At 53.8% G+C, this 13,175-nt stretch carries 12 protein-coding genes; 5 read left to right on the top strand and 7 right to left on the bottom strand.

The genetic code is table 11. The features are described 5' to 3' along the window. Positions 1 to 340: 340 nt before the first annotated feature. On the top strand, positions 341 to 1,885 hold the full coding sequence (locus tag ACR0B0_RS09410; RefSeq protein ID WP_480647481.1) for an oligosaccharide flippase family protein: 1,545 nt from the start codon (positions 341 to 343) through the stop codon (positions 1,883 to 1,885). A 44-nt stretch (positions 1,886 to 1,929) separates the two neighbouring features. Here the strand turns inward: ACR0B0_RS09410 and ACR0B0_RS09415 are convergent, their stop codons facing one another. From ACR0B0_RS09415 to ACR0B0_RS09425, 3 genes are read right to left on the bottom strand one after another with little or no spacing between them, the layout of a single operon-like run. Further along, positions 1,930 to 3,090, bottom strand: coding sequence for a DegT/DnrJ/EryC1/StrS family aminotransferase (locus tag ACR0B0_RS09415; RefSeq protein ID WP_170350118.1), 1,161 nt, complete (start codon positions 3,088 to 3,090; stop codon positions 1,930 to 1,932). Continuing rightward, positions 3,087 to 3,728, bottom strand: coding sequence for a GNAT family N-acetyltransferase (locus tag ACR0B0_RS09420; RefSeq protein ID WP_170350119.1), 642 nt, complete (start codon positions 3,726 to 3,728; stop codon positions 3,087 to 3,089). Before ACR0B0_RS09420 ends, ACR0B0_RS09415 begins: the two co-directional genes overlap by 4 nt. 29 nt (positions 3,729 to 3,757) lie before the next feature. After that, entirely contained in the window at positions 3,758 to 4,849 is a 1,092-nt protein-coding gene (locus tag ACR0B0_RS09425) for a lipid II:glycine glycyltransferase FemX (protein WP_170350120.1), read from the bottom strand. A gap of 220 nt (positions 4,850 to 5,069) precedes the next feature. On the opposite strand from ACR0B0_RS09425, the gene ACR0B0_RS09430 reads away from it, so the two are divergent. From ACR0B0_RS09430 to ACR0B0_RS09445, 4 genes are read left to right on the top strand one after another with little or no spacing between them, the layout of a single operon-like run. After that, positions 5,070 to 6,023, top strand: coding sequence for a glycosyltransferase family 2 protein (locus tag ACR0B0_RS09430; protein WP_480647483.1), 954 nt, complete (start codon positions 5,070 to 5,072; stop codon positions 6,021 to 6,023). Then, complete coding sequence (locus ACR0B0_RS09435) at positions 6,023 to 7,237, top strand: GNAT family N-acetyltransferase (protein WP_170350122.1); 1,215 nt, start codon at positions 6,023 to 6,025, stop codon at positions 7,235 to 7,237. Before ACR0B0_RS09430 ends, ACR0B0_RS09435 begins: the two co-directional genes overlap by 1 nt. Continuing rightward, positions 7,234 to 8,253 (top strand): lipid II:glycine glycyltransferase FemX, encoded by a 1,020-nt coding sequence (locus ACR0B0_RS09440; RefSeq protein ID WP_170350123.1) that lies wholly within the window; start codon positions 7,234 to 7,236, stop codon positions 8,251 to 8,253. Before ACR0B0_RS09435 ends, ACR0B0_RS09440 begins: the two co-directional genes overlap by 4 nt. A gap of 1 nt (position 8,254) precedes the next feature. Beyond that, positions 8,255 to 8,947, top strand: coding sequence for a polysaccharide deacetylase family protein (locus ACR0B0_RS09445; RefSeq protein WP_480647485.1), 693 nt, complete (start codon positions 8,255 to 8,257; stop codon positions 8,945 to 8,947). Here the strand turns inward: ACR0B0_RS09445 and ACR0B0_RS09450 are convergent. From ACR0B0_RS09450 to ACR0B0_RS09465, 4 genes are all read right to left on the bottom strand, one after another. Continuing rightward, positions 8,944 to 9,639, bottom strand: coding sequence for a sulfotransferase domain-containing protein (locus ACR0B0_RS09450; protein WP_170350125.1), 696 nt, complete (start codon positions 9,637 to 9,639; stop codon positions 8,944 to 8,946). The two genes, ACR0B0_RS09445 and ACR0B0_RS09450, sit on opposite strands and share 4 nt — an antisense overlap. A 298-nt stretch (positions 9,640 to 9,937) precedes the next feature. Next, complete coding sequence (locus ACR0B0_RS09455; protein WP_480647487.1) at positions 9,938 to 11,269, bottom strand: hypothetical protein; 1,332 nt, start codon at positions 11,267 to 11,269, stop codon at positions 9,938 to 9,940. Between the two features lie 155 nt (positions 11,270 to 11,424). Beyond that, positions 11,425 to 12,216 (bottom strand): sulfotransferase family 2 domain-containing protein, encoded by a 792-nt coding sequence (locus ACR0B0_RS09460; RefSeq protein ID WP_480647489.1) that lies wholly within the window; start codon positions 12,214 to 12,216, stop codon positions 11,425 to 11,427. A 135-nt stretch (positions 12,217 to 12,351) separates the two neighbouring features. Continuing rightward, a complete protein-coding gene (locus ACR0B0_RS09465) occupies positions 12,352 to 12,948 on the bottom strand; it encodes a hypothetical protein (RefSeq protein ID WP_170350128.1) in 597 nt (198 codons plus the stop codon). Between the last annotated feature and the right edge of the window lie 227 nt (positions 12,949 to 13,175).

The raw sequence follows: 13,175 nt of genomic DNA on the forward strand, positions 1-13,175 counted from the left end.
AAAACTCAGCACCCAATTATCTATCCTGCCGCGACAAAAGACATGTAAACCGTCGTGCTTGGCTTCTTTCTGCATTTGGTGTCCAATTCATGACACCAATTGAGAATGTACTTTGAAACAGAATTCAACGTACGGGTACGAGATACGAGTATCATTTGACAAATAAGACAAAACCGTTGCGAGGCACATACAAAATAGCACTATGCTGACACTTATCAGTCGTCTGATCAGAACACCAGAATCGCGATCTCACACGTCTAAGGACCTCACAATGGATCGCGAATATGGAAACATTAATGCAGATATGCGTCGTTTGTTATGAGTTTGGGAAGTTAACAGTTTGAAGCAGCCGTCCGATCCTGTTGAGGATAAAAGCACGTCTGCCCGCACGTCCGCTCTTGCGGTGGGGGCAACCACATTGCTTGCCTCCAGCCTGTTTCGGCAAGCGCTTGGATTGATCACACTGATCGTAACCGCCCGGCTGCTTGCACCAAAGGATTTCGGAATCGCCGCCTATTTCCTGGTCGCCACGGCCTTTTTGGAAATGATGCAGCGGCAGATCGCAACAGTTCTGATCCGACTGGACGATGTCGCTGTTGAGCATCTCAAAACCGTTTTCACCTTTCAGGTAATCCTTGGCGTCGTTGCTGCGCTGTTTTTCTACGTTACCCAGCCATTGCTTGCCCTGCTCGAAATACCCGAGCTGATCCAACTGGCACCCATTCTTTGTGCCCTTTCACTGATTATAGCTCTGAAAAGCCCCCGCTTCGTCCTTTTTGAACGCAAACTACGGTTCAGCTTCGCCGCCGCCGAGGAAACGATAAGCCGGATCGTGTATTCGATCATTGCAATCAGTCTGGCGTGGCTTTGGGGTGATTTCTGGTCAATTATCGTCGCCAGTGTCTGTGCGCTGATAACGCGCAGTATCTGGACCTACAGCATGGCCCCCATGACCATACGATTGTCATTGGCACGCTGGCGCGATTGTTTGTCCTTTTCGGTCTGGACCACGGGCGCCCAAGTCTCATTGTTTTTCTCGAACAACATGCCGCAACTTATCATCGGTGCCACCCTGGGGCTGGCCGATGCGGGTGTATTCCGGCTTGGGAACAGGTTGAGTACACTTGTCACAACACAGCTGTTCGCCCCGTTGCAACGTGTGCTTTATCCCGGGCTTGCAGATATATCGCGCAACACCGACCGCCAAGATGAGGCGTTTAATCGGCTGAACGAATTGCTTCTTGCGATCGTGTTACCGGTTTCCCTTGGGATGGCATTAGTGGCCAATCATATCGTCGTGGTCGTGATCGGCTGGCAGTGGTTGGGCATCGTACAGGTCATATGGATTCTGGCCCCGCTCAAGGCGCTTGAAACGCTGCACGAAAACGTGCGGTCCGCCGCCTATATTGAAGGCTCTACCAGGATACTGTTTATCCGGAACACGTTCCTTTTGGTGTTCGTCTGCCTGCTGATGCGCGAAGGGGTGGAATTCGGTTTCTCAGGCGCGCTGATCGCAGCAGGCATCGCCAGCTTGGTCACAATCTTTACAACTCTGATGATTGCGAAACGTTATGGAACCCGCACGTTTTTTGGGCCAATAACTGTTGCCTGGCGGTCATTTGTGTCCACTCTGGCGATGGTTTCTGTTGTTCTGTTCGTCAGCAGCGCCTTTGGCAGCGGCGACGCGGTGGGTTGGGCCTATGAAACAGAGGAAGACCTGCCATTGCTGCGCTTTCGATTTGCGATCAAGGTTCTGGTCGGGATCTTGACCTACATCGGTACGCATTTCCTGCTTTGGAAGCTAAGCGGTAAACCCAAAGGCGTCGAAAGCATGACATTGGAGTTGGTGGCCAAAATAAGATCCAGACTCGTCACGGCGCATTAAGGTTCTGCATTGGACTTCGCCTTACTCAGGACATGTCCCGCACCTCAGCTCGAAAGCACTTCTTGCAGAGCGGATACAATGTGATCGATATGATCCTCTGAAAGATATTGATGCAGCGGCAACGACAGAACTTGGTTCTTTAGCGCTATTGCCTCATCCTGACCGGTCCAATCCAGATTTCGATGGAACCCAGCCCACCAAGGCGTGGCACCGATACCACGCGCCTGCAAATCACGCGCTGCCCGGTCGCGCCCGTTCACCACAAGCGGCATGATCAGTGGGCAAGTCTCGGTTTCGAGTTCCGACTTCAACATCTCAACGCCCTGTACCTTTTCGAGACGCTCGCGATATCGATGCCAGTTGGCTCGTCGGATTTTGATGGTATCAGACACCGAAAACGAACGAAGCTGCCGAGACGCAACGACGCTGATACGGCGCCTCTGCAAATCTGGATCAAAGTAATAGTGCCCGGGAATATCGTCCATCTCGTCGGTTGTTACATGGTCCGGTTCTGTCATCCCAGACCCGCCGGACAAAGCACGTTTCAGGATTCGGGCCCGGGTAGATCCCAGCACATTTACCAAGGTTGACCGTGCCACTATCTTCGCGACCACTTTTCCCGGTGCCGGGCGTGGAAACGGCACAGCCGCGGTCAGATCGGGGGCGTTCACGACCAACGCCCCGCCTTCCGGCACCGGTACGAATTTGTGAAAGCAAAAAACCGAGATATCGCCGGTGCGCCCTTCTGCCGGGCTTTTTCCGCTCAGAAGGCTCAGCGCACAATCTTCGATCATCCGCAGCCCATAGTTGTTGCAAAGCGCGCGCAGGGCGGTCAGTTCAGGCTGAATAATTCCAAAATAATGCGTGACATAGATTGCCCGCGTTCGGGCCGTAATCAGTGGCTCGATCCGAGCGGGATCAGTACGCAGGTCTTTACCGACCGGATAAAGCCGCACCTTCAGTCCGGCCTGCACAAGCGGGTCAACCTCTGATCCGCAGTTATAAGCCGGTGCCAGAATTTCGTCCCCGTCCTGCAGCCCCAGCACATCACACGCAGCATGTATCGCGACCCGTGTCTGAAATGCATAATGCACCTTCCGGTTCGCAAGTAGTGCGAGAATACCACCCTGCGCATCCTGCTTCCAAAAACTGCCTGCCCTCATGGGCATGTTCGCAACGGCGTCGGCAATTCGGTTCCGCGTCATCTTGTCAGCGGCTTCCAGCTTTGGCGGGACGTAAAGCGCGATTCATTGTGAAATCCGATCAACCTGAAGCCAAGTTTTTCTATGTTTCTCCGTGACGTGTAATTGTATTCGTGACAGGCGATAAAAAAGCGCCGCGTTCCCGCCTGCAACCTTTCGGCCATCATGGTCCGATGTACCCTGACCTGCAAGCTACGCCCCCTGAATTCAGGCAGGACAACGATCTGAAAGAGTATTTCTGCATCTGACGGCACCGCGCAGAAGAAGTGTTCATCTTCATCGGGACCCAAAATCCAGGCAAGGCAACAGACCTCTCCGTCGAGGGTTGCCGCCCATAGCCAGCGATCTTTGTCGAACCAGCTCTTGTCGCCCCATTCCAGGTTTTCCTCGCCGGATTCCAGTCGCCGCCGCAGGGTCTCGGGCAGATCGTGCCAGCCTGAAACCCTGCTAACTTCAAGTGTTGGATCATCCGCAGGCTGGTTTTTCAGAAAGTCATCCCCATCAAGCTGAAACACCAAATTTCTTCGACGCAATCCGATATCTGCAACGGTTGCCCAAGCTTGATGCAGAAAAGCCCCGGCGCCGCGATGGGCCGCACTACGCAGCAGGATCAGCTTTTTTCTCTGTCCTAATCCAAACACGCGTCACACCTCCTGCAGCGCCGTGGCCCCTACCCCGATTTGGTCAGGGCCTGCGCCGCCCTGACACCGCGCCGTGCGACCTGTTTCAACTGTGACGGAACCACATTTGCCCGGTGGAACAGACGATGAGTGACCAATGTATGTTCTGCCACGCGTCTGACCGGGCGTGGCTTGAAATAGGTTTTATATTCAAGAACGCTGAAATCAGGATGGCTGCGGTCGATATCGGGCAGATACCCTTCGACATCCAAGTTTTTGCATCCCTGCTCCATCGCCCACTTCATCCCCCTGAGCCAAAGCAATGGAGCAATGCGCAGATTACCAATCAGGCTGGCCGCGGCGGGGTCCGCCACAAAACGCCGGGCAAAGGCCGTAATCCGACTGCGATATAACAAAAACCCGCCCAAGAATGTGTCCTGGTGATAAGCGGTGAACAGAACCCCGGCCTCGGGGTCGTTATATACATTCTGAAATCCGGCTTCGTATTCGGGGCGTGTGACCGGGGTCAGGTTGTTGGGCTTGATCACCAGCGCGTTTAGGCAATCAAAAAAAACCGCGATCTGATCAGGCGACGTGATGTGACGGATTTCGACATCCGTTGCCTCGATATTGCGCAGATTTCGACGCGCACTTCTTGAAAACGAGCTGCGCAACTCATCCAAAGAACGGTCGAGGCCAATCAGCCCGGTATCACGATGGGGCGCTGGATCGGTTATCTCCAACCCGGCTTGCGTAAATCTCTGATGCAGCTGATCGGCGTCATCATCCAGCCAATATGGCGTGACCTTGATGGCATCGACCTTTGCAAAACGAGGGTGACCTGACACGGCGACCACAAATTCAGTCAGCGTCTCGGGATCGTCGCAGATCGGCCCGCTCAGCGCCAGGGCTACCGAATATCTACCCACCAATATCCGGCTGCGGTACAGCGAAAACAGGCCTACGGCGCAAATTTCCCCCTGTCGACGCGCGATCGCAAAAACCACAGTTCCGCCGATTGCACGCTCGACATCGGCAAACCGAGGGTCCTGTCTGGGGTGCTGATGCTGGCAGCTAGCCACAAATTCACGCCATTCATGTATTTGTTCACCGGTCAGGTCATCGTAACATTCGATATCCATTAACCACTCACTTTCCTGGCGCGACCACAAACCGTCAGCCAAAAATACAAAACCTGTTAAAATCGCCATCCTTTTCAAAAATATAGAAGGTATATGCCACAAAATGTAAAAATAATTCACCGCCTCGGTGGTTTCGCGCGCAGAAATGCGGATCATTGGCCTGTGTATTGGGGAATTAAGCGCCTGTTGCGATGTGTGTTTCCTCGGAATCGAGAGTTACATGAGTGTTTTATCTGAATCAGAAAGCACGGGATGCGCTGTTTCGATTGTTATCGTAAACTGGAATACGCGCGATATTTTGCACGATTGTCTTCAATCCATAGAAAATCAGACACGCCTGCCTCATGAAATCATTGTGGTGGATAACGCCTCGGGCGATGGCTCGGCCGAAATGGTCAGTGAAAATTTTCCCAACGTAAAACTGATCGCCAACCCCAGTAATCGCGGCTTTGCTGCGGCCAACAATCAGGGGTTGGAGATTGCCAAAGGCGACAAGCTTTTGCTGCTCAATCCCGATACGATCATCCTGGACCATGCGATCGACGTCATGAGCGGATGGCTCGACGCGCATCCGGATGTTGGGTGCGTTGGATGCCAGGTGTTCGAAGACCCCGAAACCATACAGCTGACCTGCTTTGCCGATCCCGGACCGCTAAGCGTGGCGGTGATCGAGTTTGGGCTGAAACGGCTGCTTCCATGGCCGGAATACGGCGGTTGGGACCGGACCACACCGCGCGACGTGGATGTGGTCTCGGGCATGTTCATGATGGTCCCGCGCCCGGTGTTCGAAAAGGTCGGGCTGCTGGACGACGCCTTTTTCATCTATTCGGAAGAGGCCGACTGGTGCCGACGTATCCGAGATGCCGGCTGGCGCTGCGTCTTCGCCCCCGAAGCTCGGATTCTACATCTTGAGGGTGGATCGAAAAGCACCGCACAGATCAAGTCCCGCATGTATGTGCAAAAGCAAAAGAGCAAGACGATCTATGCACGAAAACACTATGGCCGGGTCGGAGAGCTGATAACGCGCAGTATCTTCGTCACCAGCGCGCTGCTGCGGGGCACCACCTTTGGCCTGCTGGGTCTGGTGCGTGCCACACCTGACCGCTCGGCCCGGTTGCGGCTGTCGGGAGCCGCGATCCGGTATCATCTGTTTGGGCAGGAACCTGCCACGTGATGGATGCGGTTTCCACCAGATCACAAGAAGCGCTCGAATGCCTTCAGGCACCGGCCCAGGCCCTTGCCATAAGGGCTGAATGGGATGATCTGGTCACGGCAACCGGCGCCGATATCTATTTCCTGAGCGATTGGCAGGTCGCCTGGTGGGACCACTATGGCAAGAGCTTTGCCTCCAGCCGCCGTCCTGTGTGTTTCATTCTGCGGGACGGGCCCGAGTTGATCGGTGCCTTGCCTTTTTGCATCGAAACGATCTGGGCCGGACCAGTTCCCGTACGCATCGCTCGGCTGGCCGGGGTCGATCCCAATTTCGCGGTCATGGCCTTGCCTATTGCCACCGGTCACGAAGAGGCCGCCCTGCGCGCCGCCTTCACGCATCTGACCCAGCAACTGAACTGCGCCGCCATCAGTCTTTCCCCGATGTCAGAGCGTTCGGTATCGCTGAAAATCCTCCGCTCCATGGATGTGCAAGACGTGTTGCTCTTGCGCGACGACAGCCCGCGCGGACACACTTTGATGGACCTGCCCGACAGCTTTGATGGGTTCATGAAGACGCTATCGAAAAGTCGGCGGCGCGAGGTACGACGGGATATCAAGCGCTTGAATGAAATAGCGCCTTTAAACAACACCAGCTCAAGCCCGGATATGGTCGATCCAATGATGGACCGGTTCATCGCGCTGCACACAAAACAATGGCGGGCCGCTGGGAAAGGCGGGCATTTCTCGGATTGGTCCGTAGCCGCCGGATTCTATCGCGACCTACTGCACCGGCTGGCCCCCAGTGACCGGGCCATGATTGATGAGCAATGGCAAGGCGACAGGCTGCTGTCGAGCCAACTGCGCTATACTCAGGGCGACAAGGCCTATTGGTGGCTGAATGCCCGTGAAACAGATCCTGAATTTGAAAAAGTCGGGCTGGGGCGTGTGGGGCTGATCGAACGGGTAGAGGGGCTGATTACGGATGGTATCCAGCTGGTCGAGGCCGGAGCCGGGGAATACGAATACAAACTGAGTTACGGCGGTACGCTGGTGCCGATCCATAACATCGTGCTGGCCGCGAACCGTCCTGCGGCGCGGCTGAGGGCGCGGGCTTTGCTGTGTTGGGCGGATGCGCTGCACCTGTTTTACTACCGCGCCTGGTTTCTGAAGATTCGACCCCGGCTAGGGCTGAAACCCGGCAAGCTCTGGGCCAGCTGGATACGGACACGACTATGACCGGGTCTCTGACACTGCAAACCGTTGCTGCCGAAGACTGGCCCCGGATCAGTGCCGAATTTCGCGACCTGACCTATGAGCAAACCCTAACCTATGCGCAAGCGGCGGCACGGCGGATCGGGGCCCAGGCGCAATTTGTCAACCTGTCAGATCAGACAGGCAGACCCGTTGCTGCGGCCTGCCTGCGCCTGAAATTAGTGCCGGGCCTGGGGCGAGGCATCGTCTGGATCCCGGCTGGTCCGCTTGTACATCACGAGACCACGCCACAGACACTAGAGGCCGTGTTTACTGCCCTGCGCACCTATGCTGAGCAAAGCGGACATATCCTGCGGTTCCGACTATCTGCGTTATCGGCGCGCAACGTCTCGTCGGTAGATCAGGTTGCCGCTGGGGCTGGCTTTGTGCCAACGGATCGGGCGTCTCACTACAGGACGGTGATCGTCGATTGTGAGCAGGATGAAGACACCTTGATGCGCGCTTTGCACGGCAAATGGCGCAATCCTCTGCGCAATGCGCTCAAGGCGGGGATGGAACTTGAAACTGGTCCGATAACGAACCTGTTCGGGCGCTTTTCCAAGCTCTACGAACAAGTGCAGGCCGCCAAAGGGTTTCAGCCGGACATCCCACCGGAATTCTATTACGCCCTGTCTGGGTCGGATTTCGAACATGACGTTTTAATTGCACGCAAAGACAACGTGGATATCGGCGCGATGACGATCGGATATACCCGCCACAACGCCACTTATCTGTTCGGGGCGACATCGGATGCAGGACGGAGGCTTAATACAGGGCATTTTATGATGTGGCAGGCCATGCTTTATTGTCAGGACCGAGGACTCAAGTGGTTTGATCTGGGGGGCATTGATCAGGACGCCAATCCAAGTGTCACCCGCTTCAAACTCCGCACCGGTGGTGTGAACACTATGGCGGCGGGTCCGTTTGAGGCCCGACAAAGTGGGCTTGGCACAGGTCTAATCAATCTTGCTGAAACACTGCACAGAAAGCTGAAATCCTGACATGGCCCGATTGATTGGTCTCAACTTCCACGGCATAGGCACACCGGCCCGCGACCTTGAAGAAGGCGAGGCACCCTACTGGCTGTCTGAGGCACAGTTTTTTGACGTTCTAGACCGGGTTGCAGACAGCCCCACCCCGTCGACCTACTGCCTGACTTTGGATGATGGCAACCTCTCGGATTACAAGATCGCCCTGCCCGCCTTAAAGCAGCGGGGGCTGACCGCGACGTTCTTTGTTTTGACGGGACGATTGGACGAGCCCGGCTCCCTGACCCGCGATCACGTCAAAGCACTGATGTCTGCCGGAATGGGTGTTGGCAGCCACGGGATCGCGCATGTCGCCTGGAATATGTTAGGAACAGCCGCGCTTGAGCAAGAGCTGACCGGCTCACGCGAAGTGCTGCAAGAACTAAGCGGTGCTGCGGTGACCAAGGCGGGGATACCCTTTGGCAGATACAACGCCCGCGTCCTACGTGCCCTGCGCCGCACTGGTTACAAAACCGCGTTTTCCAGCGATGCGGGATATATGAGCGACACCGCGTTTCTACGCCCGCGCACATCCTTGCGCGGGGATATGACACCGGCTGAGATTGACGCGATCCTTGCGGGTCGGATGCCTGTCAGCAGACGAATGCGTCGCACGGTCAGCATGATCAGAAAACAGTTTTTACCCCTGGAAAAAAAAATCCCTTAGACAGCGCCCGTCGAACCTGTAACTGGGGTTCGGGCGTATCCGAATTTTTCCAGAACCTGTCCCAGTTCCTGTTCAATATATGCCACATGCTCGGGCTCTAACTCGTCTTTCCACTGACCGCTGCGGCTGCTGCGGATATGCGCGCCCTCATTGGTTTTCGTGGCAGAGACCTTACTGCGCTTTCCGGCCTCAAACAGACGCATCAGGCGGACGCCCAATTCATGCTCTTGCCCCTGCAACCCCAAGAAATTGAACATCTCGGAATAGACCGCATCACGCTGATCCCCCATCAGATCGTCGTATGACACCTCAAGAATATTCGGATCATCCAAATCCCAGGTCTCAAGAATTTCGCGGCTAAAAAAGATGAAATGACGGATTGTCATGAACAGGCCTTCGGTTTTGTCCGCGGCCTGCAGCTTTTCCTGATAGGTCTGCCCGTTTTCATCCGGGATATGGGCCCAAAGCTCATTGGTCCACAGATGATAGTGATAAGAGGATACGATTATGTCGCGCGGATCACGCATGATATGTATCCCCCGATAGGGGCCAACTTCAGACCAAGGCGTCCGGCTATGGGCCGATAGAAAGACCCTGGTTTCAGGCTGAGGCGCCAGTTTCGAAAGCTCCTCAAATCGCGCATCCAACCCAAAAGCCAGAAACTTTAGCACAGCTTTGAAATAGGTGGTCATGGCCTTGTGGTGCGTCGCGACGAAAATTTTGGGTTGATCTTTTTCGCCAGTACGCGCGCGCCACCTGTTGGACATTAGAAGTGGCAGAATTTGCCAAAACTCAGGGTTTTTCAAAAGCCCATAGTTTTTGCGAAACGAGATGGGAACCTGTGTCAGTTTCTTTTTCAGCGCCGATCGCTTCGGCTTTCGGCCAATTCCGGCATCCGTCGTAATTTTACTTTGCTGAACTGACACTTGTCGAAATCCTCTTGCATCGTTCACCGAACACGCGTCTGTGCCGCCGCCAACATTGGCCCATTCACGTGTCTTCCGACCCAAATCGAGTATATCTTATTCGCCGCCTTCCGCTTTGTTTCATCTCAGATTGTGGCTGATCGCTTTCTTCTTTGGCATTGACCATCCAAAGACCTGCGCCCAGCAAAAACATCAAAAGACACAATGTTGCATCCCAGACGTGCACGGTAACGGCTGCAATGCAAAACCCGGTCAGAGAAAAAAGGTACCCCAGTCGGAAATTTTCCAACCTGCTGGGCAATTGGGCTCGGCCTAAAATCACATAGATCACAATTATGGCAGCCACCAAAAATATGAGTGCTGGCAACCCATAGCGCAAAGCGATGACCAGCCAAAAATTATCAACACTTCCAAGCATCCATCGCGGGCGTGTCCAAGGATTGAACCCAAGCCCGAATATTGGATTTCTAATGACGTCATCTGACGCATAGACAAAAATGTTAATCCGGTTGAAAGCTGTTGACTTCTTAAACGTCAGGTAGGCTGCAAACAGCTGGGCAGGAGGCCTGTCCGCGGCGATTTCAAGGAACAAGTACAGCCCGCCAAGCATATACAACAACATGTTCCACTTTTTCTGTAAAAACGCGAATACGTTCTTCCAGGTCATCAAACCAAGCTGCACCATGATCGCAAGCCATGCCCCTGCTGACAAAGACACAAAAGTGGCCAGAAAGACGCCTCCTGACCTGCTAACTTTGTATGTGAAACCCCTGTCATTCCCCAGGACATACCAAACCAAAGAAAAGGCTACGCTGCAGAAAACACCGTAAAGGATCGGGTGCGGCATCGGCCCCTGTGCCCGGAAAAAGCCCAAGCGCGGTTCGAGTGGAATTGTAGGATATACGTTCCCCACCTTGCTGAACAAATCGAGAAGCATAGAATTGTTCGAAATGAACTGATTGAGGCTAAACGGCAGCATGAGCAGTACCGCAATGAACATCCAGCGCACAAAAGCACGGAATGCATGCTCGTCCCGTATCAACCAGCGCGCTATGAAATACGGACCCGTCGCCTCGACAAATGCGATACCGTTATATTCCCATCTCGAAAACCCGTGGTGGAACACGATCGCCAACACTGTCCAGAATGCAAATCCTAAAATCAGGTAGTCCGGCGCATAGTACCCTCCGGACCCATCAAACCAACGGAACATTGCCGGTACAAAGAAAATCAACAAAACCATGCGATAGCCGCTGAGTTGCAGCCCCGCAACCTGAAAATACAGCGGTAAAATGAAGCTTAGAAATAGCAATGGGAGGATAAACGACCCAGACGAGCGGCCGGTACTGTCACCCGTCGCCTGCAAAGCCCCTCTTGTACCTGTCGATGCTACCAATGAAACTCACCACCACTTTGCTCTTATGATACCAGAAATACCTCTGACCTGTCTGTTATCCCCACTACAGAACGCAGAAAAAAATCCATTTCTTGATGAATATCACAAAGGCAGTGGCTTTCACCCGGTTTAAATCATAGCAGCGTTGGATTTAGTTATGCTGCAACATCCTCGAGCGCTTTTTGGTGAAAAGCAAAATCTGCCGCATAATAGTCTTTCACGAAATTACGCAATTCGGGTTCCTCAAAAACAGAAGGCAAGACGGAACCACTTGGCTTCATTAATATTTTTCGGGCTGAAACGCGCAGCTTCTCATGTATCGGGTCGGGCAATACTCGCTTGGCAACTGCGCTGCCTGCGTACATGACGCGGCTCAACCCCTGGTAACGAAACACCGTAGTCTGGTTGATATGACCAATTTCCAGCGCGTCTGTCCCGATATGGCGGGCTAGATCAGAAACGAAACAATCCATCCGTTCGACAGGGTATAGGTTCCTGACCAGCCGTTTTCCTTCGACCTCGATGAAGCCCGATTGCCGGCTGAAATGGATATATTCCGGCGCAATCACGGCAGGTTCTGATTGTAGATAGGTGACAACCTTGCCGATCTCGTCGCGTATCTCTCGATCCTCAAGCTGCGCGAACTCTTGGCCCAAATACATCTTTGCACGTTGGGCCATGGCAGACCGGAACCGTTGAAACGGATCGCGCAAAAGCGCGTAGCTTTCATAGGTCTCAAGCTTGCTGAACGCTTCGGGGTCCAGGTCTCGCAATAAGAGCAACGGCAAGTGGCGAAAATCAATCTCACCCAGTTTCGGATGGTTCTCTACAGCTTTCAAGAACCGGCTGTCGGCGTCATGAAATGGTAAGACAGCGTTTCGAACCGATGTTCCCGCGCATTTGGGAACATGAATGAAAATGAAACGATAGCGATCAGACAAAATCATAAATCACGATCATAGACAGAATACAGAACTTACATAGCGTTATGTGAAAATACAGGTATCGCAATCAGCGACGGGGCGCAATTTTGCGCCCCGTCCAAGATGTTTCACTTTGCCTGCTGGCTGAATATAGCGGCGTCAGGCAATCAGCGCGTTGTCGAAAACAGTGGTATCAACAAACTCGACCTCATCATCGATCGCAAAGGAGCTGACCTCACCATCGATATCGGCCCGCCATTGTGATCCAATCGTCCAATTCCGGTTGTTTACATCGCTAAAGTCGAAGTCCACGCCGGTTTCATCAATGACAACCTGATCATCAACAAGAACCTGCAAACGGTCCTCGTCTTCATCCACCAGAACGGTGATCTCATGTTTTTCGAGATCGTTCAGGCCAATGTCCTTTGCTTTGAAGCCTTTGTGGAATTTGGCGTCATTATTGGCGACTTTCACGACCAACCCATCGTCTTTGAGAATCAAGCCAATTTTCTGGTGATTCCAAACAAGGCGCTGCGCGCTTCCATCGGCTTCGTCCCGGGCAAATTCGACCGTAAACCCAAGCTCACTTGAACCACTGAATTCTTCGAGTCGACCCAAGTTTATGTAGTCGTCCTTTCCATCGAATTCTACAACGGGGCCGGATCCGGTATTCACGACGGTCGTGTCACCCTTCAGTCCGATGTCGTCTTGATTCAGCAAACCTCCAATATCGAGAACAAAGTCATCGAACATCATCTGAGACGATTGGCTTGAATCTGGTTGCGTGACCCCGTTGTCAGGTTGGGTTGTCCCGCTATCAGGTTGAGTTGTACCGCTGTCAGGCAGAGTCGTCCCGCTGTCAGGCTGGGTCTTCCCGCTGTCAGGTTGAGTTGTCCCACTGTCAGGCTGGGTTGTACCACTGTCAGGTTGGGTCGTCCCGCTATCGGGTTGCGTGGTCCCACTGTCAGGCTGGGTTGTACCAC

The sequence above is a fragment of the Ruegeria sp. BA12 genome, from assembly GCF_056539625.1.